Origin of the sequence: Methanoculleus oceani (assembly GCF_023702065.1) — an archaeon.
Taxonomy (GTDB): Archaea; Halobacteriota; Methanomicrobia; order Methanomicrobiales; family Methanoculleaceae; genus Methanoculleus; species Methanoculleus oceani.
In genome coordinates this window covers 728,862-751,243 of sequence record NZ_QFDM01000002.1, presented here as the reverse complement: position 1 = coordinate 751,243, position 22,382 = coordinate 728,862, and the positions used below count along the sequence as shown (strand labels likewise).

General features: G+C 65.3%; 20 protein-coding genes. 7 read left to right on the top strand and 13 right to left on the bottom strand.

The window, feature by feature from the left end; translation table 11 throughout:
* Window positions 1–28: 28 nt before the first annotated feature.
* Window positions 29–283 (top strand): SemiSWEET family sugar transporter, encoded by a 255-nt coding sequence (locus tag DIC75_RS08770; protein WP_250987640.1) that lies wholly within the window; start codon window positions 29–31, stop codon window positions 281–283.
* Here the strand turns inward: DIC75_RS08770 and DIC75_RS08765 are convergent.
* The 6 genes from DIC75_RS08765 to DIC75_RS08740 form a co-directional block, all read right to left on the bottom strand.
* Complete coding sequence (locus tag DIC75_RS08765) at window positions 264–1,331, bottom strand: ABC transporter ATP-binding protein (RefSeq protein ID WP_250987639.1); 1,068 nt, start codon at window positions 1,329–1,331, stop codon at window positions 264–266. The genes DIC75_RS08770 and DIC75_RS08765 overlap by 20 nt on opposite strands.
* The gene (locus tag DIC75_RS08760; RefSeq protein WP_250987638.1) at window positions 1,318–2,199 is read right to left on the bottom strand and encodes an ABC transporter permease; all 882 of its coding nucleotides are present in this window, start codon (window positions 2,197–2,199) and stop codon (window positions 1,318–1,320) included. Before DIC75_RS08760 ends, DIC75_RS08765 begins: the two co-directional genes overlap by 14 nt.
* 70 nt (window positions 2,200–2,269) lie before the next feature.
* Complete coding sequence (wtpA, locus tag DIC75_RS08755) at window positions 2,270–3,361, bottom strand: tungstate ABC transporter substrate-binding protein WtpA (RefSeq protein ID WP_250987637.1); 1,092 nt, start codon at window positions 3,359–3,361, stop codon at window positions 2,270–2,272.
* Between the two features lie 130 nt (window positions 3,362–3,491).
* Window positions 3,492–4,580: an ABC transporter ATP-binding protein gene (locus DIC75_RS08750; protein ID WP_250987636.1), complete on the bottom strand. Its 1,089-nt coding sequence runs from the start codon at window positions 4,578–4,580 to the stop codon at window positions 3,492–3,494.
* A gap of 4 nt (window positions 4,581–4,584) precedes the next feature.
* The gene (locus DIC75_RS08745; protein ID WP_250987635.1) at window positions 4,585–5,280 is read right to left on the bottom strand and encodes an ABC transporter permease; all 696 of its coding nucleotides are present in this window, start codon (window positions 5,278–5,280) and stop codon (window positions 4,585–4,587) included.
* A gap of 78 nt (window positions 5,281–5,358) precedes the next feature.
* On the bottom strand, window positions 5,359–6,330 hold the full coding sequence (locus tag DIC75_RS08740; RefSeq protein ID WP_250987634.1) for an ABC transporter substrate-binding protein: 972 nt from the start codon (window positions 6,328–6,330) through the stop codon (window positions 5,359–5,361).
* A gap of 140 nt (window positions 6,331–6,470) precedes the next feature.
* On the opposite strand from DIC75_RS08740, the gene hisD reads away from it, so the two are divergent.
* Complete coding sequence (gene hisD / locus DIC75_RS08735) at window positions 6,471–7,721, top strand: histidinol dehydrogenase (protein ID WP_250987633.1); 1,251 nt, start codon at window positions 6,471–6,473, stop codon at window positions 7,719–7,721.
* A 45-nt stretch (window positions 7,722–7,766) separates the two neighbouring features.
* On the opposite strand, the gene DIC75_RS08730 is transcribed toward hisD, so the two are convergent.
* Together DIC75_RS08730 and DIC75_RS08725 are read right to left on the bottom strand one after the other, a co-directional pair.
* Window positions 7,767–8,714, bottom strand: coding sequence for a HEAT repeat domain-containing protein (locus DIC75_RS08730; RefSeq protein ID WP_250987632.1), 948 nt, complete (start codon window positions 8,712–8,714; stop codon window positions 7,767–7,769).
* A 119-nt stretch (window positions 8,715–8,833) separates the two neighbouring features.
* Complete coding sequence (locus DIC75_RS08725) at window positions 8,834–9,781, bottom strand: HEAT repeat domain-containing protein (RefSeq protein WP_250987631.1); 948 nt, start codon at window positions 9,779–9,781, stop codon at window positions 8,834–8,836.
* A 168-nt stretch (window positions 9,782–9,949) separates the two neighbouring features.
* Here DIC75_RS08725 and DIC75_RS08720 point away from each other — a divergent pair, with 168 nt between their 5' ends.
* The gene (locus DIC75_RS08720) at window positions 9,950–12,412 is read left to right on the top strand and encodes a heavy metal translocating P-type ATPase (RefSeq protein ID WP_250987630.1); all 2,463 of its coding nucleotides are present in this window, start codon (window positions 9,950–9,952) and stop codon (window positions 12,410–12,412) included.
* Window positions 12,402–12,551: a YHS domain-containing protein gene (locus tag DIC75_RS08715; protein ID WP_214021129.1), complete on the top strand. Its 150-nt coding sequence runs from the start codon at window positions 12,402–12,404 to the stop codon at window positions 12,549–12,551. Before DIC75_RS08720 ends, DIC75_RS08715 begins: the two co-directional genes overlap by 11 nt.
* Window positions 12,552–12,762: 211 nt before the next feature.
* On the opposite strand, the gene DIC75_RS08710 is transcribed toward DIC75_RS08715, so the two are convergent.
* The 3 genes from DIC75_RS08710 to DIC75_RS08700 all read right to left on the bottom strand — a co-directional run bounded on the left by DIC75_RS08710 (window position 12,763) and on the right by DIC75_RS08700 (window position 15,330).
* Complete coding sequence (locus DIC75_RS08710) at window positions 12,763–13,719, bottom strand: HD domain-containing protein (protein WP_250987629.1); 957 nt, start codon at window positions 13,717–13,719, stop codon at window positions 12,763–12,765.
* Between the two features lie 388 nt (window positions 13,720–14,107).
* Window positions 14,108–14,821 (bottom strand): dolichyl-phosphate beta-glucosyltransferase, encoded by a 714-nt coding sequence (locus DIC75_RS08705; protein ID WP_250987628.1) that lies wholly within the window; start codon window positions 14,819–14,821, stop codon window positions 14,108–14,110.
* A complete protein-coding gene (locus DIC75_RS08700) occupies window positions 14,815–15,330 on the bottom strand; it encodes a DJ-1/PfpI/YhbO family deglycase/protease (protein WP_250987627.1) in 516 nt (171 codons plus the stop codon). Before DIC75_RS08700 ends, DIC75_RS08705 begins: the two co-directional genes overlap by 7 nt.
* Before the next feature lie 422 nt (window positions 15,331–15,752).
* On the opposite strand from DIC75_RS08700, the gene DIC75_RS08695 reads away from it, so the two are divergent.
* Window positions 15,753–18,392: an MSCRAMM family adhesin SdrC gene (locus tag DIC75_RS08695; RefSeq protein WP_250987626.1), complete on the top strand. Its 2,640-nt coding sequence runs from the start codon at window positions 15,753–15,755 to the stop codon at window positions 18,390–18,392.
* Window positions 18,393–18,739: 347 nt separating this feature from the next.
* On the top strand, window positions 18,740–19,234 hold the full coding sequence (locus tag DIC75_RS08690; RefSeq protein ID WP_250987625.1) for an SdrD B-like domain-containing protein: 495 nt from the start codon (window positions 18,740–18,742) through the stop codon (window positions 19,232–19,234).
* A 24-nt stretch (window positions 19,235–19,258) separates the two neighbouring features.
* On the opposite strand, the gene DIC75_RS08685 is transcribed toward DIC75_RS08690, so the two are convergent.
* Window positions 19,259–19,492 (bottom strand): hypothetical protein, encoded by a 234-nt coding sequence (locus DIC75_RS08685; protein ID WP_250987624.1) that lies wholly within the window; start codon window positions 19,490–19,492, stop codon window positions 19,259–19,261.
* A gap of 104 nt (window positions 19,493–19,596) precedes the next feature.
* Here DIC75_RS08685 and DIC75_RS08680 point away from each other — a divergent pair, with 104 nt between their 5' ends.
* The gene (locus tag DIC75_RS08680) at window positions 19,597–21,243 is read left to right on the top strand and encodes an ATP-dependent DNA ligase (RefSeq protein WP_250987623.1); all 1,647 of its coding nucleotides are present in this window, start codon (window positions 19,597–19,599) and stop codon (window positions 21,241–21,243) included.
* On the opposite strand, the gene DIC75_RS08675 is transcribed toward DIC75_RS08680, so the two are convergent.
* Window positions 21,240–22,382, bottom strand: coding sequence for a hypothetical protein (locus DIC75_RS08675; protein ID WP_250987622.1), 1,143 nt, complete (start codon window positions 22,380–22,382; stop codon window positions 21,240–21,242). The genes DIC75_RS08680 and DIC75_RS08675 overlap by 4 nt on opposite strands.

Sequence of the window (22,382 nt, the reverse complement as noted above, 5' to 3'; positions counted from 1 at the left end):
CTTCTGGCGGAGATCTGAGGAGAGACTCATGGACACCGTCACCGCACTCGGTCTTGCCGCCGGCACGCTCACAACGCTCTCGTTCGCACCGCAGGTCATCCGGGCGTGGCGCACGCGGTCGACCGCCGACCTCTCGCTTGCGACGCTCGCCGTCCTCCTCGCCGGCGTCCTGCTCTGGCTCGCCTACGGGGTGGTGAAAGGGGATCCTGCCATCGTTGCGGCGAACGCCGTCACCGCCGCCCTCGTCGGCCTGATCCTGTCTCTCAAGAAAAAGAACGGATGACGTGGATCGCCGTCGCCTTGACGGATAGGGTCACCGGAATCCCCGGGGCAAGGCCGAGTTCCTGCACAGACCGCCGCGTCAGGACCGCGGTCAGTTCCACGCCGCCGTCAACCTTCACCTCGGCCACGGGGCCGTTCTCGGCGATATTGATGACCGTCCCGGCCATCGTATTCCGGGCGCTCGACCGGCGGCCGTCGCCGACGGCGACGACGACGTCGTCGGCCCGGATGCAGAGGCTGACCTCCTCGCCCACGGCGGCGTCCGTCAACGCCTCGAACGTCCGCCCACCGGCATCCACCGTCGCGTGCCCGCCGTCGTTCGCCGTCACGATCCCGTCCAGGATGTTCTCGATCCCGATGAACGTTGCAACCTCGCGACTCTTCGGCGTGTTCAGCACAACCCCGGCCTCTCCTTCGTCCACGAGCGTCCCGTCGATGATCACCGCCATCCGGGTTGCGAGCAGGTGCGCTTCCCGGCGCGAGTGGCTCACCTGCACGATGGTGAGCCCGTCCTCCCGGTGAAGCTGCTTGAGGTCGGCGATGAACTTCTCCTGCGTGACGGGGTCGAGGGCCGAGAGCGGTTCGTCGAGGAGGAGGATATCCGGTTTCACCGCGACGGCTCTCGCGAGCGCTACCCGCTGCTGCTCGCCGCCGGAGAGGGTGCCCGGGTAGCGGTCCGCAAGATGATCGATCCCGAACCGTTCGAGGAGGCCGGCAACCTCGCTCCTGGCCTCACCCTTGTGCATCCGCCGGACCCGGAGGCCGTAGGAGACGTTGCCCGCGACCGTCATGTTCGGGAAGAGCGAGTAGTCCTGGTAGACGAGGCCAACCCTCCGCTTCTCCGGGGGCAGGGTGGTGATCTCGGTGCCCCGGAGGAGTATGTGCCCCCGGTCCGGCCGGTGAAGGCCGGCGATCGCCTCCAGGAGCACTGTCTTCCCTGCCCCCGACGGCCCGACGATGAAGTAGTAGTCGCCCCGGTTGATCGAGAGACTGACGTCGTTCAAGGAGAACGAGCCGAGTGCGAGCGAGACGCGGTCAAACGCGATCATCGTACCTCCCCAGGTACCGGGTCATCCGCCGGAGCAGGTAGAAGACCCCGAAACTGACCAGAATAACCGTAAAAGCAATGCTCCTGCTCGTGTGAATGCCGTCCGTCGTGAAGGAGTAGTAGATCAGCGTCGATATGATGAACGGGTAGTAGGCGATCATGATGACACCGGCAAACTCCCCGATCGCTCTTCCCCATGCGAGGACGGCCCCGCTGTACATGTGCCGGAGGCTCAAGGGGAGCGTGACCGTCCAGAAGGTGGTGAACGTGCCGGCACCGAGCGTGCGGGCGACGTTCTCCAGATGGACGGGCACCTTCTCGAACCCCTCCCGCATGGTGTTGACGAAGAACGGCGAGGCGACGAAGAGCATCGCGACCACCGTCCCCGGGAGTGCGTCCTCGAAGGCGAGCCCGACGTCCGAGAGCGGCGCGCCGAGCCATCCCCGGCGCATGAAGAGGAGGTAGACGAGCAGGCCCGCCACGGTGTGCGGCAGGATGAGCGGGATGTCGACGAGGCTCTCGACGACCCCCTTGAAGCGGGATGGGCGGGACCGCGCGAGGACGTAGGCGAGCGGGGTCCCGAAGAGGATGAGGAGGAGGACGGCGCTCGCCCCCGCACCGAACGTGAGGAAGATCGATCCGATCACCTCCGACGACGCCGCGACCTTGAGAAGGTGAGCCGGGTCGGCAAGTTCCGTCGTTGCGATGTTCGCGAGCGCGAGCACCGTGATACCGACGAGTGCCGCTCCCATGATGCAGAACCAGACGGTGCACCAGTCTACCTGCTGCCTCCTGCGCTGCCTCCACCAGGGGAGAGATACCTCACCTTCACCCTGAAGGATGTCGCCCGACACCGTTTGAGTCTTCATATCCGCACGTTCCCAACTAAACGTTGTACGCGTCCGCTGATAATTGGTGGCATAAAAGAAGGGGAGGGGTTCAGGCTTTCATCTCGACGAGCGACTGGAGAGCGGTCGGGACGTCGCCGTAGCCGCCTGCAGGCACGATCGGGGGCTGGCCGTCGGCGGCGAGGATCTCCTGCCCGGTGGCGCCGATCAGCATCTCCACGAACTCGAGACCGAGGTCGGGGTGCTCTGCGATCTTCGGGACGGTCACGCCGTAGACGATCGGCGAGCCTGCGTAGACCGTCGTGCCGTCGCCCTTCTTCGCCTCGGTCCGGACGGTCGCGTAGTTCTCCGCAAAGTCTATCGACGAGAGGTCGATTTCCTCGGGGAGTTCGAGGAAGCGAAGATCGTTCTGCACGGCAACGCTCCGGTACTCCCAGGCGTAGTCAAGTCCGCCGGCCTGGATCATCTGGACGAGTTCGACACTCTTAGGCCGGATCGTCAGGGTGATGCTGTCGGGCTTCGGGTCGGCGGCGTGGATCGTGTAGACCCCGCCCTCTTCGGTGACGGTGATCTCGCTGTGCTCCCCGACGAGGGTCTCAAAGATCTGGTCGTCCTCATAGTAGGCCTCGGCGAGCTGGATCACCATCGGGCTGCGGTAGCCGCAGGGGTCGGAGTTCGGGTCGGAGAAGCCCCACCGGACGCCGTCGCGGTCGAGGATCTCGTACCAGTTCTCGGCGGTGATCTCGTCCGCGTACATGCTCTCGTTCGAGTAGGTGAGCACCATCCGGTTCTTCGCGAACGTGAGATACCAGTCGGCGTCCTCAGGAATCATCATATCCGGGATGAGCGCGTAGTCGGCGGAGGCGACGACATCGGCGGGTTTGCCGTTCTCGGTCACCTTCTTGATGCAGTCGACGCTGCCGGCGGGCTCGAGGAGCACGGTGACACCGGGATGTTCAGTTTCGAATTCCGCTTTCACCTTCTCGAACGGCCCGGTCAGGCTCCCGGCGTGGAAAACCTTTACCTGAACGTCTTCGGCAGCAGCTGCCGTCGGTGTGGGGGTCGTCGTCTGGTTGCCTGCACCGGGCACCGAATCGGTGTTCGTCGTCCCCGTGCAGCCGCAGATCAGGACCGCGGCAGCGACGATGAGATAGATAAAAGCAGATAGGCGGGTTAATTTCATAAAATAACTTTTGAGAATGCTCGATTGTTAAAAGTATTCGTTCCGGCAAGAGTTAAACAAAATCGGTTTACTCGGCGTTCCCGGGCGGGGCAGCAGCCTCAGAATTTCCGCGTAATATGGATTCGGGGCTTCATCCGGGTCCATTTCGGGGGATCAGGTGGACCGCCTTCGCCTGGAGGGAGACCCAGACCTCCAGACCCTCGTGAAGTCCGAGGGTCTCCGCCCTTCTTGCGGTCACCAGTGCGACAAGATCGCACCCGCAGTGCACCGTCACGTTCACGAACGGCGCCGTGGGCTCGATGCCGGTAACCGTGGCGGGGAAGAGGTTCTCCGCCTCCTCGTGCGCCGGTTCCCTCCGGTGCAGGGAGATGTCTTCGCCCCGGACTATCATCTCGACTTCGTCGGCGGGCGGCGGGGTCGCCGAGAGGATCTGTTTCCCCCTCACTTCCACCACGGTGAGTCCCTCTCTTTGCGCGACGACCCGACCGGGGGCGATGTTCTGGACGCCCACGAACCGGGCGATCCTCCTGTCTTTGGGCTCGTGGAATATCTCGCGGGACAGTCCCGTCTGGGCGATCGTGCCCTCGATCATCACCCCGACCCGGTGGGCGAGACGCTGCCCCTGCATGAGGTCGTGGGTGCTGATCACGACGGTCATGTTGGCCTCGCGATTCAGCCGTGTCACGATCGCCTCGATGGTGGCGGTCGATGTCGGGTCCAGGTTCGCCGTCGGTTCGTCCAGGAAGAGGATCTCGGGGTCGGTCACGAGCACCCTTGATAACGCCACCCGCTGCTGTTCGCCGCCGGAGAGATCGAGCGCCTTGCTCTTGACGTAACGAGAGAGCCCGACGGCCTCGAGGGCTTCCTTCACCTTTCGATCGATCTCGCTGCCGGAGGCATGGCGGTAACGCAGCCCCATCGCGACGTTGTCGTAGACGGACGAGTTGAAGACGATCGGCCGCTGAAAGAGCATCCCCATCCGGCGGCGGAGGTCGAGCCAGCGGCCGTGCTCCTCCACCGTGTCGATACCGAAGACCGAGAGTTCCCCCTCGTTCGCGGGCTCGATAAGGTCGAGGATCCGGAGAAGCGTGCTCTTCCCCGACCCGCTCGGGCCGATGAGCGCGAGGATCTCGCCTTCCCCGACCGAGAGGTCGACGTCGTGCAGAACTTCAAGGCTGCCGTAGGATTTTTTGATGTTGTGTGCCTCGATGATCGCCATGGTGTCACCGCCGTTGTACGAGAGAGAGGGCTATGTTCACCCCGAGCGCCACCCCGAGGAGGATGATCCCGAGTGCAATCGAGAGGGAGTAATTTGCCATCGATGTGTTGAGCGCGATCGCGGTTGTGAGGACGCGGGTGGCGCCCCGGATGTTGCCGCCGACGATCATCACCGTCCCCACCTCGGCGATAGCCCGCCCGAAGCCCAGGAGGACGCCGGCCATGACCGCGAACCGGGCCTCCGCGATGATGGTCATGACCGTCTGGAGCCTGCTCGCGCCGAGCGCGGTGATCGTGTAGCGTTTGTCCCGGTCGATCCCGGAGAGCGCCGCGACCGTCAGCCCCATCAGGAGCGGGATGATGAGGATCGTCTGGGCGGCGATCATGCCGCCGGGGGTGTAGAGGAGACGGAGGAACCCGAAGGGACCGATGTTCGAGAGGAAGAGGAACACGAGCAGGCCCACGATGACCGTGGGGAGCGCGTACAGTGTCTGCAGCGTGGAGACGACCGCGTGCTTCCCCCGGAACTCGTAGAAGTAGATGAGCGCCCCGATAGGGAGGGCGATCAGCGCGGCAAAGAAGGTGGCGGTGAGGGAGATGTAGAGCGAGCGGATGGTGATCTCCACCACCTGGGGGTTGAGGGTGATGATGAGCTCGATAGCCTCGATGAACCCCTCGATGATTGGGTTTCCGTTCACCACGGGTTCTCACCCCCCGGACTCTCTTCCTCCCTTCCAATCACCTCGTCCACATCTCCCCGTGTCCTCTCCCGATGCTTTTCACGTTGTTATCGGCTCCGCGCAGGTGCAGTTGAACGGGGGTTCGGTGCACTCGGGCGCGTAGAGAGGCGTGAAGAGCGGTTTGCCGAATTCCTCGGCCCCGAACTCCCCGATCATCTCCTTTGTCTCATCCTCAAGAAGCCAGTTGATGAAGTCTGCGGCACCCTCTGCGTTCACGTCCGGGTGCTGTTCGGGGTTGACGGCGATCGCGCTGTAGCGGTTCAGGAGTTCCGCGCCCTCCGCGACGACCGGGACTAGATCCAGCCTGTCCGCAAACGAAAGGTAGGTTCCCTCATCGGAGAGGGTGTATGCCTGCTGCTCGTTCGCAAGGATCAGGGTGTCTCCCATGCCCTTGCCGGCCTCGACGTACCAACCTCCTGCGTCGATGATCTCGGTGTCGTAGTCGTAGCCCGCCTCTTCCCAGAGTACCTTCTCCTGGGCGTGCGTTCCGGAGTTGTCGCCGCGGGAGACGAACGCGACGCCCGCCGTCTCATTCGTGCCAGCCGCGTAGATCGTCTCGAAGGCCTCCACCGGGGTCATGTTCGCGATCCCCGCCGGGTCGGACTCGGGGCCGACGATGATGTAGTAGTTGTAGGCGATGCACCGTGGGTTAATCCCGAAGCCGTCGTCGATGAACTGCTGCTCAAGGTCCGGAGCGTGGACGAGGACGAGATCGACGTCGCCGCGCCTGCCGGAGTCGATCGACTGTCCCGTGCCCTGGGCGATGAACTGGAGGTCCATCCCGGTCTCTTCCTCGTAGACCCGTTCGAGCTCCGCGAGCAGCCCGGTGTTCTCCAGGCTCGTCGTGGTGGCTATCCGCAGGATGTTCCCCCCGCCGGCGGGAGCGGTCGTCGCCGTGCCGGCAGGCGTCGCGTTTCCGCCCGGCGCCGGACTCGTGCACCCGGCACAGAGGGCGAGGATGAGCAGGATCGTGATGATGCCTGCCGCCAGATGGGTCGCATTTGTCTTCATAGCAGCGCGTCAGAACGACCTTCCACAATATATAATTATCTCGTTTGGTCTGTTAATTAAACCAGGTTAATAGGACGGGGAGCGGTCAATAGATAAAGAGGTCGAAACCTTAACGCTCCGACCCGCCGACTCTTCTCCTCATGTGGCAGGCGCTGGATATCGAGACCTGGCTCGCCGGACGGCGGTCGGACCTCGACCGGGTGAAGGGACCGGTCTTTGAGATCATCGGGAGGGTGCGGGCGGAGGGCGACGCCGCCCTGCTCGACCTGACGAAGAGGTTCGACGGCATCGATCTGGAGGAGATCGCCGTCTCCGACGAGGAGCGGGAGGCGGCCTACGATCAGGTGGACGCACGGCTGGTCGAGAGCCTCGTGGAGGCGGAGGAGCGGATCAGCCGGTTCCACGAGCTGCAGCGCGGGCGCGACCTCTGGCTGCAGGAGGTGGAGCCCGGGATCACCCTCGGCGTCAGGACGACGCCCCTTGCGAGGATCGGAGCCTACGTCCCCGGCGGGCGGGCGGCATACCCCTCGACGGCGTTGATGTGCACGATCCCGGCCAAAGTCGCGGGGGTCCGAGAGATCTGCTGCTGCACCCCGCCGCCGACGAGCCCGATCACCCTCGTCGCGCTCGACATCGCCGGGGTCGACGAGGTCTACCGGGTCGGCGGCGCCCAGGCGATCGCGGCGATGGCAATAGGGACCGAAACGGTCCCGCGGGTGGAAAAGATCGTCGGCCCGGGGAACGTCTACGTCACCGCCGCGAAGATGCTTCTGCGCGACGAGGCCGAGATCGACTTCCCCGCGGGTCCGAGCGAGATCGCGATCCTCGCAGACAGCACGGCGAACCCGACCTTTGTCGCGGCCGACATCCTCGCCCAGGCCGAGCACGACCCGAACGCCGCCTGCGTACTCGTGACGACCGACGCGGCCATCGCCGATGCGGTCGGGGCCGAGGTGAAGCGGATGGCCGGAGAGGCGAAACGCCGGGAGATCGTCGCAAAAGCCCTTGAGCACTCGGGCTACATCGTGGCCGGCGACCTCGACGAGGCCGTGGCGACGGTCGACGGCATCGCCCCCGAGCACCTCTCGGTCCAGGTGGCCGACCCGCTTGCCGTCATCAACCGCATCCGGAGCGCCGGGTCAATCTTCGTCGGCCCCTACGCGGCGGTGGCCTGTGGCGACTACGCGTCGGGGACGAACCACGTCCTCCCGACTGCAGGCTACGCCAGCCTCTACTCCGGGCTCGACGTGAACCACTTCTGCCGCCGCTCGACGGTGCAGATGATCACGCGGGAGGGGCTCGAGGCTATCGGCGACGTGGTGGAGACGATCGCCGACGCGGAGGGGCTCCACGCCCACGCGGAGTCGGTACGGGTCCGGAGAAGGGGATAAGAAGATCCTTTTCGAGCATCCCCGCAAAAAATAAGAAGAATCTTCTTACCGTGACGTCGGCGGGGACGGCTCCGCCGGCATCTCGCCCCGGACCATCTGGATCTTATCGATCGCGTCCTCCGCGACGCTCCTTACATCCTTATCCTCGTCCAGGGTGAGGTCCCGGAGCGCGTCGATCGCCCGCGGGTCGCCGATGTACTTGAGCGCACCCGCCGCGTAGAGCCGGACGTTCCGGTCGGCATCCTTCGTCGCCGCGACGAGGGGGTCGACCGCGGCATCGCCCATCCGCATGAGGGCGCCCCCCGCCGCGCCCCGGACGTCATCGTTCTCGTCCCGGAGCGCCCCGATGAGCGGCTCCACCGCCGAGGCATCCCCGGTATCCCCGAGGACGCCGGCCGCGACGATCCTGGTATCTGGGTCCGGGTCGGCGAGCAGTCCCGCGAGCGGCCCCACCGCCTCACGACCGAACTTTGCAAGGGCTCCCGACGCCTGGCACCGGAGATCGTCGTTTTTGTCGTGAAGCGCCCGGGCAAGCGGTTCCACCGCGGCGGGATCGCCGATCTCGCCGAGGATGGCGGCGGCATAGACCCTCCGGAGGTCCCTCCGGGTCTCGATCTCCCAGGTCTGGCCCCCTGGTCCGGTCACGGTCGCCGGCCTCCCGGCAGCCGTCGACTCCTCGTACTTCCCCGACGCCTCCGGGCTCTCGATGAGTTCGACCAGCGGCCCGACCGCCGCGCCCCCGAGCATGGCAAGCGAGTCCGCCGCCGCTTCCCTGACCGCCGTCATCGGGTCGCCGAGCGCCCGGATGAGCGGTTCCGCCGCCCCCGGCCCGCCGAGGTCCCCGAGCGCCAGGGCGGCCCGCTGGCGGGTCAGGCCGCCATCGCTTCTCAATGCCTCGATCAGGCCGTTTACATCTTCCTCAGCCCGCAGGAGATCGATGTTATACCTTCTTTCGCCCCGCTGCTCTGCGAGAGAACTTCCTCCTTGCTCCAATCGTTTCGCCTCCGGATCCGGCATATGGCGCCTACTCGATATAATAACCTTGCCGGGACAGCGACCCGGCCGCACGGGACCGCCATCCGCAGTACGAAAAAGAGGATAAGTCCCTGGCATCAGCGGGACGTCGGCGGGACGGGCATGGCCTCGCCCCGCCTCTCCCGATACCGCGCCATCCCGTCCTCGGCCGCCCTCCGGACGGCGGGATCGGTATCGGAGAGCGACCGGCTGAGAGCACCCTCCGCCCGCGGGTCGCCGATCTCGCCGAGGATCACGGCGGCATAGGCCCGCCGCAGCCCCCGGCCCGGTGGAACGGCCTCCGGCACGATGCCGGCCCCCCTCGCCCCGGGGAAGAGCGCCTCGTGCTCCCTTGCGCCCTCCGGGCCGCCGAGGAGGTCGTGCTGGGCGAGTTCCCGGTGCCGGACGGTCTTTTTCGTCCCGACATCCTCCGGGCCGCCGAGAAGATCGTGCTGGGTGATCTCACCCTCAGTGTCGCGGGACACCTTGCCTCCCGCCCTCCGGAGATCCTCCGGCCCGCCGAACGCGTCGTGCTGGGCGAGTCCCGGTTCCTCATCGCGGGCCCTTCCGGCCCCCGCCTCCCGGATATCCTCCGGGCCACCGAACGCATCGTGCTGCCTGATGCCTCCCCTGTGCCGGAGAGTCCTCTTCGTGGGCGGTATGCCATCGGGTCCTCCGAGGAGATCGACCTGCGTCAGCCCTTCCCCGGGCGCTTCCCGCGGCGCCGCATACGCTCCTGCAGCCCCGGGACGCTCGAGGAGATCGATCAGCGGTTCGACCGCCGGTGTTCCGACCATGACAAGCGCGTTCGCCGCCCCCTCCCGGACGGCCTGCACCGGGTCGCCAAGCGCCCGGATGAGCGGGTCAACCGCCCTCCATTCCCCGAGCGCACCGAGGGCGAGGGCGGCGCTCCGGCGGACCGTCGGATCGCTGCTCTGCATCGCGTCGGTCAGGCCGTCGATATCCTGTCGCGACGCCATATGGCTGACATCATACCGCTTCTCCTCCTGCACCTCTTCCGTTATAACATCCCTTCTCTGCACCACAATCACCTCTGGATAGGGCGATTATACCGGGCCTTGAGTATAATAATATTGTGTATAAAAATCGACACATAGAATGGCGGGGATCCGGCCCGTTGCCGGGAGCGATCGCACCGGGAACCGTGGCCCGGAGGTTACGGATATTTAACCCCGCACGGTAAGGAGAATATCATGCCGGAGGAGAAGAGGAAGGCGGAACTGAAGATCTCCGGGATGCACTGCGCGTCCTGCGCCCTCAACATAGAACGCGCCCTCCAGGATCGGGAAGACGTCTACGATGCCCGTGTCAACCTCGCGGCCGAGACCGCCGTCGTCGAGTACGACCCGACGAAGGCCACCCTCGCCGACCTCGAACGGACGGTTTCCGACGCCGGTTACGAGGTTATCAGGAATGAGGCCACCGTCCGGATCGGGGGAATGGTCTGTGCGGCCTGCGCTCAGGTGATCGAGGCCTCGCTTGCCGACCTCGACGGGGTCTACGAGGCCCGGGTCAACCTCGCGACCGAGAACGCGCACGTCGTCTACAACCCCGCGCTCGTCACCACATCAGACATCCGTGCCGCCGTCGAGGATGCCGGCTACCAGTACCTGGGGCTCGAGGAGGAGGTCTCCGAGGACGTCGAGGCCCGGATGCGGGAGGAGGACCTCCGGGACAAGTTCCGGCGGTTTACCGTCGGGTTCGCGGTGAGTATCCCGCTCTTCTTCTACATGCTCTTCGGGATGCCGGGGATGGGAGCCCTCCCGGTCTCGATCAACCTTGTCATGCTTGTCATCACCCTGCCGGTCTTTCTCTACGTCAGCGCCCCCATCTTCAGGGCGGCCGCCGCGGCGCTCCGGAACCGGGCGCTGACGATGGACGTGATGTACGCGATGGGGATCGGTGTCGCATACGGCGCAAGCCTCCTCGGGACGTTCGGGGTCGTCCTCACGGCGGACTTCAACTTCTATGAGACCGCGGTGATGCTCGCCTCGTTCCTGACGCTCGGGAGGTATCTGGAGGCCCGGGCCAAGGGAAGAACGTCGGAAGCCATCAAGAAACTCGTCGGTCTGCGGCCGAAGACCGCGACGGTGATCCGGGACGGCCAGGAGGTCGAGGTTCCGGTCGAGGCTGTGGCCGTCGGCGACGTTCTCCTCGTCCGGCCGGGGGAGAAGGTGCCGGTAGACGGGACGGTCGTGGGCGGCGAGAGTTCGGTCGATGAGTCGATGATCACCGGCGAACCCATCCCGGCCGATAAAAATGAGGGCGACGGGGTCGTCGGCGGCACCCTGAACGTGAACGGCGTCCTCCAGGTCAGGGCCGAGAAGATCGGGAAGGATATGGTGTTATCGCAGATCATCAGGCTCGTCCGGGACGCCCAGGGCTCGAAGCCGCCGGTGGAGCGGATCGCCGACGTCGCGGTCTCCTACTTCATCCCGGCCGTGCTCGCGATCGCAACCGCCGCCTTTCTCGTCTGGTACTTCGGGCTCGGTGCATCGCTCCTTTTTGCGCTCACGGTGTTGATCTCCGTCCTGGTCGTCGCCTGCCCCTGTGCGCTCGGCCTCGCCACCCCGACCGCCGTGACCGTCGGGATCGGCCGGGGCGCCGAACTCGGGGTGCTGATCCGGAACGGCGAGGCGCTTGAGGTCTCGGAGAAACTGACCGCGGTCGTCTTCGATAAGACCGGGACGCTCACCCGGGGAAAGCCGGACGTCACCGATATCGTCCCCCTCGCTGTGCCGGAGGACCGACTCCTCGCGCTCGCGGCGGCGGTCGAGCACAACTCGCAGCATCCGCTCGCGGCGGCGGTCGTGCGGCGGGCGGAGAGTGCCGGTGTTGCGGTCCCGGCATCGGAGCGGTTTACGACCTTCGGCGGCAGGGGGGTCAGCGCCGTGGTGGAGGGCGAGGAGGTGCTGATCGGCAACCAGCCTTTCCTCGAGGAGCACGGCGTCGCCGTCCCCCCCGAGGCGGAGAGGAGGATAACCGCCCTCCAGGACGAGGGGAAGACCGCCGTACTCGTCGCCGCCGGGTCCGGGCTCGCGGGCATCTTCGCCATCGCCGATACCCTCAAGCCGACGACGAAGGGCGCCGTTGCGGACCTCAAGCGTATGGGCCTCTCTGTGACGATGATCACGGGCGACAACGAGCGGACGGCGAACGCCATTGCACGCGAGATCGGGATCGAGGACGTCCACGCCGGGGTGCTGCCGCAGGAGAAGGCGCTGGAAGTCCGGGCGCTCCAGGACCGGGGCGAGGTCGTGGCGTTTGTGGGCGACGGGATCAACGACGCCCCGGCGCTCGCGCAGGCTGATGTCGGGATCGCCATCGGGAGCGGGACCGATGTCGCCATCGAGAGCGGGGACATCGTCCTCATCCGCGACGACCTCGTCGACGCCGTCGCGGCCGTCGAACTCTCCCGGAAGGTGATGAGCCGGATCAAGCAGAACCTCTTCTGGGCGTTCGCCTACAACTCCGCCCTCATCCCCCTCGCCGCGGGTGTGCTCTACCCCTTCTTCGGCATCGCCTTCCGGCCGGAACTTGCGGCGCTCGCGATGGCGCTCTCGTCGGTGACGGTCGTCTCGCTCTCCCTGCTGCTCAAGACATATATACCTCCGGCGAAGAGAGGTCTGTCGGAGGGAGATGCACGTGGCAGTTGATCCGGTATGCAAGATGGACGTCGACGAAGCGACCGCGAAGTTCACGTCCGAGTACAGGGGCAAGACCTACTACTTCTGCGCCCCGGGGTGCAAGAAGCTCTTCGAGCGGGACCCCGAGGCGTACCTGAAGGAATCGTAACCTTTTTTTGCGGCGGGGGGCCGCGTATGGGCACACCGGGCGTAAACCATATGGTGCTATATCAAAAATGTCAGTAATTATTGCCCCGTTTCGAGAATACTGTATTATCCTTTGAGTATATGGGCCTTGTGATCTCCGCCGGGTGTGGCCGCTCCCGGAGCGTCGAGCGTGCCCATCCGGGACGCCCCGCCCCGGAAGGGAGGCGGGCCCGTCAGAACCGGTAGACCGCCTTCCCGGTCCGTGCCCCCTGCCGCCCCTCTCCCGGTCCAAGGTCCGCGGCGTCATCGCAGACCCCCCGCAGGAAGGCGCTCGCGTTGTCGGCAAAGTGGACCGCCCATGCCTCCGGTGTCCGGGGCTGGACCTCGCCGTGGGGACCGTGGTGCGCCATCAGGATATGGAGGATGTGGCTGAATCGCGCAGGATCGACCCCGGCGGAATGCTTCATGAGCGCGGCAGCCCCGATCGCCGTATGCCCGACGAGCGTGTATTCCGGGAGCGCGACGAACGAGAAGCCCTGGCGGCGGAAGCATGACGCTTTCCCGACGTCATGGAGGAGGGCCCCCGCAAGCAGCACGTCGGTATCCATCCCCGCCCGGCAGACGGTGCCGGCGAGGGAGAGCGCAATCTCGGCGGTCTCGAGGGTGTGCTCCGCAAGGCCGCCGATGTAGGCATGGTGGTGGCGTTTGGCCGCGGGAGCGTCAAGGAATCCCGCAGTGGTGTTCATGACCCCGGAGACGAGTGAAGATATGCCGGGATCTTCGATCTTCGCGGCCATACGCGCGAGCCCGCGCCGGACGCCGTCGCAGTCGACGGGTGCATAGACGAACAGGGACGGTTCGAACGCCTCCGGCGGCACCGGGGTTGCGAGGCAGGTGATCCCGTCGTTTACGTTGACCTCGCAGGTGCCGTTGAAGACCTTCGCATAACCCTGGATGCGGTAGATCTCGCCGGGCCGGATCGCACGGCAGAACGCCTCGACCTGCTCCACGCTCAGCTCGGACGTCCCCCATACCTTGCAGGTTCCCCGGCCGGTCTTATCGGAGATGGTGAGCTGGATGTACTTGCCGCCGTCCCGTTTCTCCCTCAACCCTGCAGCATCCACCACGAAAGGTGCGTCGACCTGCGCTCCCCCGTTAATCTCCTCCACGAAGACCGTCTTCTCAAACACTGTGACCCGCGCTCCTGTGAAAGTCTGTTCGCCCGGAAAGCCTTAAAACCCGGCGGTTTGTTCCGGGTGCGACGCGTGCCCCGCTAGGGGCAGGCGGAGCTTGAGAAAACGCGAAGCGTTTTCGAGTGACGACGTTCCGTCAGGAACGGAGTTCGAGCACTGTCAGGTGCGAGTGACGACGTTCCGTCAGGAACGGAGTTCGAGCACTGTCAGGTGCGAGTGACGACGTTCCGTCAGGAACGGAGTTCGAGCACTGTCAGGTGCGAGTGACGACGTTCCGATAGGAACGGAGTTCGAGCACTGTCAGGTGCGAGTGACGACGTTCCGATAGGAACGACGCTCCGGAGGAGCGGAGTTCGAGTTACGACAGTTCCGTCGGGGGAGACCGTCACCCGAACCGGAGGCGGAGCATCCCGCGAAGCATCTCTTTTGCATCCGACGCCATCACCTTCGACTCGTCCCGGTTCTCCCAGGTGATCGGGACCTCCTCCACCCGGTAGCCGCTCTGCGCGAGCCGCCAGAGGAGTTCGACGTCGAACTCGAACCCGGTCGACCGGGTGGAAGAGAGAACCGCATCGACCGCCTCCTTCCGGAAGGCCTTCGCACCGCACTGGGTGTCCCGGTAGTCGAGCCCGAAGAGCAGCCGGACCAGGAGGTTGAAGAGACGGCTCTCGGCCCGGCGCCGGAAGCCCTGTCTCACCGTCAGGACGGAGCCGGGGACCCAGCGCGAGCCGATGGCGCCGTCCGCGGTTGCCAGGCGGTCGAAGAGGCGCTCCATCTCGGACAGGGACGTCGAACCGTCGGCATCCATGTAACCGACGAAGGGTGTTGTCGCCGCCTTCATGCCGGCAACAACGCCTCCCCCTTTTCCGAGGCGGGCCGGAAATGTCAGGCACCGGATACGGAGCAACGGGTGATCGGCCGCAAACGCACCGATGACGGCGGGTGTGGCATCGGTCCCGTCGCAGACGAAGACGAGGTCGCCGGCAAATCCCGAGATGTCCTTGAAAAGCGACCGTATCCGCCGTTCTTCGTTGTATGCGGGGATTACCAGGGTGCAGTCCGCCCGGTTCACCTCACCGCCTTCTGTATCGTTCAGCATTCCAGTTTCGTGATGATGGTATCGGCGAACTGTGCGGCGGCACCGGGTCCGTTCGCGGTCACGACCTGCATGTCGGCGACGACGGGAATCTCAAGGAGGTTTGCCCCGGCCTTCTTCATCTCCCCTACCGCCGCCGGGCTCGGGTATACCGTTGCCTGCCGCCCGGTGAGGATACCCGCCCGTGCCAGCACGACCGGCGCGAGACAGATGGCGGCGACGACCTTGCCCTGCTCGAAGAACGACCGGACGAGACCCCGGAGCCGTTCGCTTCCCCAGAGGTGCTCCTGTGAACCGGCGCCGCCCACAACCACGACCCCGGCGTAGTCGTCGGGGTCCGCGTCGTCAAACGTCATGACCGCCTCCGCAGTGCCCCCCAGCATCCCCGTGCACATGCCGGCGGCCGTAGAGGCGATATCGACGTCGATCCCCGCCTCCTCAAAGGTTCGTCTAGGGACCTCCAGTTCCTCGTCCCTGAACCGTTCCGGTGCAATCACAAGCAAGAGTTTCATGCACGTCTCCTATCAAGGTTTGTTCATAAGCGTATTGATGGTTGTGGGCAGAGGGTCCCGGTCATCCGGCGCCGTCGCACCCGCAGGGCAGGGCCGTGCCCCTGAACGGGAGGCCGGAAGGCAGCCGAACCGGTGTATCCCCATCCCCCGGGAGGATCGCGAGATGCCCCGGTTCCCGGGCATCCGGACACTCGAACCACCACCATACTCGTGTTTTGAAATAAAATTATTATAATAATGGCGCTATTGAAGTGCAGACCCCGCGATGCTGCGGGACCAGAGGGCCTCTGCAGGAAGCCGGGCCTTCAACGAACAAACCCGTGTCTGGCGGTTCGCCGGAAACCCCGGGGATGGGGGAATGCCGGCAGTTCACGGCGCGGACCGCAGCGTGTTCCCGGGGTGAAGACGAGGAGAGGCAAACCATGCAACGCGGCACCTATTTCGGGATCATTCTCCTGTCGGCACTCGCGCTCATTGCGGCCGCGGGAGCACAGACAGGAGACCCTGCAGTTATCTGGAACCGAACGTACGGAGGATTGGATACCTCCGATGCGGCATATGCAATCGTCACGGACCCCGGAGGAGCCGGGTTCTTCCTCGCCGGGGAGACGGCATCGTCCGGATCGGGGAAGACGGACGCCCGGGTGATCAGGCTGACGCCGGAGGGCACCGAGGAATGGAACAGGACCTATGGTGGGGAGGAGGCCGACACTGCGCGTTCCATCGTCCAGACCGATGATGGCAACCTCCTCTTCGCCGGGAACCTCACCCTCGTCACGAACGGGACGCGGCTGGATACCGATGCGTGGATTGTGAAGATAGACCCCTCAGGCAGCGAGGCCTGGAATCGAACCTACGGCGGTCCGGGCGTCAATGCCTCGGCAAACGCGGTGACCGGGACCGATGACGGCGGCTACCTCTTCGTCGGCTCCATCGTGCCATGGGGAGGGAACGAGGCCGCTGCCTGGGCGGTCAGGCTGAACGAGTCGGGTATGGAGGTCTGGAACAGGACGTTCGGCGGCGCGGGGAACGAGACCGCGAACGCCGTCACCCGGCTTCCCGGCGGAGACTTCGTCCTTGCCGGCAGTACCGAATCCTCGGGAGCGGGCATGGCCGACGTCTGGGTGGTCAGGCTGAACGAGTCGGGGGATGAGGTCTGGAACCGGACGTTCGGCAGCCCCGACGACGATGCCGGCCGGGCGGTGATCAACACCTCGGACGGTAACCTGCTCGTCGCCGGGACCTTCACGGAGAGGCCCGATAACGCAACGGTCGATACCGACGCCCTCCTCATCAAACTCACGCCCGATGGGGATATCCTCTGGAACTGGATCTACGGGGACTTCGGCGTAGATGAGTCGGCGGTGGCCGTGATCGAGACCGCAGACGGCGGTTACCTCTTCGCCGGGGAGACCGGGTTTCCCGGGGTGGACGATACCGACGCCTGGCTGGTCGCGACCGACACCGAAGGAGCGGTGGCGTGGAGCAGGACCTTCGGGGGTGAGAATCCCGGCGACCGGGCCGCATCCCTCCTCGAGATAGCGCCGGAAGAGCATGTCTTCGCAGGAACCTTCAATGCTACCGAGAGGGGAGGGCCGGCGAATGCCGATGCCTGGGCGGTGAGACTGGGGCCGAAGCCGACACCGACGCCCACACCGACCGCAACTCCGGAGCCGACATCGACACCGACCGCAACCCCGACGCCCGAGCCCACGGCAACACCCATCAAGCCCCCGAAAGCACCGGTCGTACCCCAGAAGCCGCCGGTAACGTCAGTTCCGGGTCCGACCCTGACCCCCACACCGGCCCCGACCCCCACACCGACCCCGACTGTAGTTCCGACCGAGACCCCGACGCCCGGACCCACCCGGACTGCGGAACCCACAGGCACGCCGACGGTAACGGCCACCCCGACCCCGACGCGGGATAACCATAACGATGATGACCACGATGACGACGACCACGATGACGATGATGGTGATGCCGGGAACAGCAATTTGCTTTCGGGGATGGTCTGGTACGACCTGAACGCTGACGGCATCCTCGACCCCGGCGAGCCGGGCATCCCCGGTATCAGCGTGCGGCTGATCGGTGAGCGGACCATGTTTGATTACGTGGTCACCGGCCCGGACGGGTCGTACCGGTTCTCCACCCTCCCCACCGGGGGCTACAGCGGCGTCGAATTTCTCCTGCCGGACGGCTACTCCTGCACTGTCTCCGGTCGAGGCAGCGACGCCAGCCCTATGGATGCGACCCTGGCATTCGCTGAAGGCGGGGCCAGACGGCAGACCCTGAATGCGGGCTTCATCGGGAGTCATCACCCGGCGACTCCGGCAGAGGCCTATGGGTGGATCCTCGGGACGACCTGGAGCGACGGTGACCAGAACGGGGTCCGGGATGAGACCTATGGCCTGACGGGCGTCGAGGTCCGCCTCCTGGATGAGGGCGGAAACCAGGTGGCATCGGCCCGCACTGGCCACCATGACTACTACACCTCTCTCTACCTCTTCGGTCCCCTCCCGCCCGGGGAGTACACCCTCGCGTTCACCGCGCCGGACGACTACGCCTTCACGAGCACCGGCGGTGACAGCTACGCCGACCCGTCGACCGGGACGACGACCCCGTTTACGGTTGGCGGAGGTGATATGGTCGTCAGGGATGCGGGGTTGATCCCCGCCCCGGCCCCGACCGCGTCTCCGGCCTCATCCCCTGCTGGACAGGGAAGTGAGGTCGTTGCCGCGGATGCGACGGGTGGCGCCGGAGACGGAGCGGATGAAGAGCGGGAAGACCGGGACGATGAGGCTGCCGGCGGGAAGACGAGCGACGACGATGGCGACGGCCGGAAAGCAGTAAAAGAGGATGATGACGACCGAAAGGCGGCAAAAGAGGATGATAACGACGATCGGAAAGCAGTAAAAGACGATGATGACGATGACCGGGATGACGATGACCGGGATGACGATGACCGGGATGACGATGACCGGGATGACGATGACCGGGATGACGATGACCGGGATGATGACGACCGGGAAGAGGACGACGGCAGGTCAGGAAAGGACTGAGCAGAACGGTGCCCGGCAGGGGGCGTGCGCGCTCCCCCTATGGTTGCCTGCATGCCGTGAATTCCCGCTTCCGGTCGTTCCGGCTTGCAGGGGCCGGGTTTCTTTTTGTTTTCATGATTGGATCCGCATGGGCCGCTCAAATGATGTCAGGTTCCCGGGGAACTTGATCCCGGTATTATAAAAAAATTAATATAATATAATGTCTATTAGGTGTCCGAACCCCGGGCCGGTACCGGATCGGAAAAAATTCCGGATCACCCGGCCGCCGAAAGGTGACACAGGCGAGCACTGTGGTCTTTCGCAGGGGTTACGCCCCCGGGGCCCCACACGGCGCCCGGGAACATGAGGTGAACCGATTGAGATATATCAGCGTTCTTGTAGCAATCATAGTATCAGCGTTCGTCTTCGGTTCGATCGCAAGCGCCGCAGTCCCGGCGGAGCCGGGCACAGGATATGAAAAGACCATCGGCACGATCGGAGGAACAATCTTTCTGGACGCCGACGCAAACGGCATCCAGGACTCCGGCGAGTGGGGTATGAGCGGCGTTGCCGTCCACCTACTCAACGCCGCGGGGGAGAGAATCGCGACGGCGGAGACGTTCGCCCACGCATGTGAAGGGCTCTACATCTTCAGCGGCGTCCTCCCTGGTAACTACACCGTCGAGGTCGTCCTGCCGGAGGGGTACGCCTTCACCGTTCCCGGCCAGGGAGCACCCGGCGCGACCGCGAGCACCGTTGATGCGGTCAACGCAACGACCACCGTCATCAACCTGACGGAAGAGGTGATCGAGGAGACGGACCTCGTCGTCAGGGATGCGGGACTGGTGCCGGTCGAAGGCTGACGGCGACCGAACCGCCTATTTTTTCTACTGGTGTTCTCCGACGTGCTGCCGGAGCATCGTGCCGGGCTTGTAGCGGTCGGCGATCGCGAGCGCCGTCGCCCGCAGGGCCGCGTGCTCGGCGATGCAGGTCTCAGGAGGGGCTGCCCTCCGGAGGATCTGGGAGGTGTTCTCGGTGATCTGGACGAGCTCGGTGGCTATCAGGGCATTGAGCCAGAGGAGGTCCCGGAGCATCTCTTTCGTTTCTTCGTCCTGGTGCATGTATAGGGGTGAGCGGTGCTCCCACATCAATCGTGCCGAACCGGCCGCGGCCGAACAGAAGGGTTGATTGACCCCGCCGGGAAATACTTCAGGAGATTATGGGTATGCAGTTTCTGGAGTTCGCCCGCGTCTGCGAGCACCTTGAAGGGACCCCCGGGCGCCTCGATATGATCGAGCAGGTCGCCGCCGTCCTCCCCCGGCTCGACGACGAGGAGCTCCCCGTCTTCGTCCGGTTCGTCATGGGCAGGGTCTTTCCCGACTGGAGCACCAAAAAACTCGGCGTGGGCCCGAACCTCCTCTACGAAGCCGTGGCCTATGTCGTCGGGACGAAGAGGGAGACCGTCCGCGAGGCGATCAACGCGACCGGCGACGCCGGCCTCGCCGTCGAGGGACTCCTTGCAAAGAAAGAGCAGACGTCGTTCTTCATCCAGGAGCTCGATCTCCTCGAGGTCTACCGGGAGTTCGAGCGGATGGCGGCCGCCGAAGGGCAGCGGTCGCAGCGGGAGAAACTTCGCGTGGCACAGGGTCTTTTCGGCAACGCCCGCCCGCTGGAGGGACGGTATCTCGCACGGCTGATGCTCGAGGAGCTCCGGATCGGCATGGGCGAGGGGAACGTCCGCGATGCCGTTGCGCGGGCCTTCGAGGTCGACGTCCGCCTGGTCGAGCATGCCCACCAGGCGATGAACGACCTCGGGGAGGTGGCTCTCCTCGCCCGGCGGGACCCCGAAGAACTCTCCCGCGTGACGATCGAGCCCTTCCGGCCGGTGAAGATGATGCTCGCGCAGGCGGGCACCATCGCCGCGCAACTTGAGGATCACGGCGAGGTGGCGGTCGAGTACAAGTACGACGGGAGCAGGTTCCAGTTCCACAAGGTGGGCGGCGTCTCCCGGATCTACTCGCGAAAACTGGAGGAGGTCACGGGGAGCCTTCCCGACATCGCGAAACTTCTTACGGATGCCACGGATCATGACGTGATCCTGGACGGGGAGGCGGTCGCCGTCCGCGACGGGAGGCCCATGCCGTTCCAGTATGTGATCCGGCGGTTCCGGCGCAAGCACGAGATTGACTCGATGATGGAGAAGATCGAGCTCGTGCCGAGGATCTTCGATATCCTCTACCTGGACGGTGAGACGCTGATGGATAGATCGCTCGCAGAACGGCGCAAACTCCTCGATGAGGTCCTTCGCGCATACGTTGCCCCACAGTTTCTGGTCGGCGACGCGGCCGCGGCGGAGGCGATCTACGCCGAAGCCCTCGCCCTCGGGCACGAGGGCGTCATGGTGAAGGTTCCCGACTCGCCCTACACCCCCGGCGTCCGGGGCCGCCTCTGGGTGAAGGTGAAACCCGGGGTCGAGACCCTCGACCTCGCGGTCGTCGGGGCCGAGTGGGGCGAAGGCCGGAGGGCCGGGACGTTCGGCTCGTTCCTGCTCGCGGTGCAGGACCAGGGCAGGCTCCTCCCCGTGGGGAAGGTGGCGACCGGGATCACGGACGAGGTGCTCGCCGAACTTTATGCCCTCTTCAAGGACAGGGTGATCGCCCGTTCCGGAAAAGAGGTGACGTTCGAGCCGGAGGTGGTCTTCGAGGTGGGCTACTCCGAGATCCAGACGAGCCCTAACTACGAGAGCGGTTACGCGCTCCGGTTCCCGCGGTTCGTCCGGGTGCGCGAGGACAAGAGCGTCGACGAGGCCGAGACCCTTGACTCGCTCGTCGAGCGCTACCGCCTGCAGAAGAACGGGCAGGATTCCTTCTAAAATTCAAAGAGCGTCTTCTGTGTCGTGAGTTCCGGGATGAGCCGGCTGTGGGGACGCCAGCGGTCAAAGCCGATGAGCCGGGAGGCGAGGTCGATCGCCTGCTTGAGGTCGGCACACGGGGTCTTCCCCCCCTGCATGGCGTTCCGCGTCGCCTCCCGGACAACCCAGGTGCCGAGCGGCGCCCAGTACTCGCTCGTGACGTTTCTGAGCACAAGCACCCTTGATGAGCGGCGTACGCTCTCCAGGTACTCCGCGACCGCGAGACGTGCCGAGTAGTAGGCTCCCGCGAGCGGCGAGTAGCCGGATTTGGTGAGCCCTTCGCCATCGCGTGCGATCGTCTCGCTCCCGCCGCCCCAGAGCGACTGCTTCCCCCAGACCTCGATCATCTCGAACTTCCAGTCCCCGGGGACGAGGAGGCAGACGATGTGGTTCCCGTAGAGCGAGGCTGAGAAGACCTGGATCTCATTCAGCGGCGGATACCGGGCGATCTTCTTCCTGAGCCGTTTCGAGACCGTGTCGTCGACCGCCGTGATCGCCCACCGGGTGGGGACGACGTGCCGCTTCTTCCCGAGGAGGCCGGCGGTGAGGAGCTGGGTGATCCGGTAGACGTCGGTGCCCGAGGCGTTGAGGATCTCGCAGGCATCGGTGGCGGAGAGGTCGGTATCGGACGTCGCCCGGTCTACCGCCCGGTCCACCCGGGCGTTCCCGAGGACGTCCATCTTTTTGATGGCGCCGGTGAGCCCGACGGGGGCGATCGTCCCGTCGAACCGGAGGTCGAAGGAGACGGGTTTTGTAAAGCGCACCTCCACGTCGAGCGGCTGGCTCGAGAGCGCGATCTCCTGGATGCTCCCGGCAAGCCCCTTCGCCTCGCCGGCGCCGCGTATCGTCCGGGCCCGGAGCCCCACGATATCGTCGATCTGAAGGCCTCTGGCTACCCAGTCCGGCGGGTGGTCGGCGTCGTCGATCATCAGCGGGCCCCCCGCCACCTTCGGGTAGCCGTAACTCCCTACGAAGACCGACGGCGCGGCTCCCTGGTAGCGGTCGCTCGGCCGGACCGGGAGCCGGGCGTAGAACCTGCTCATGATCGGGCAGCGTTCGAGGCCGCAGAACCCCCTCCCCTTACACTCGGCGCATTGCAT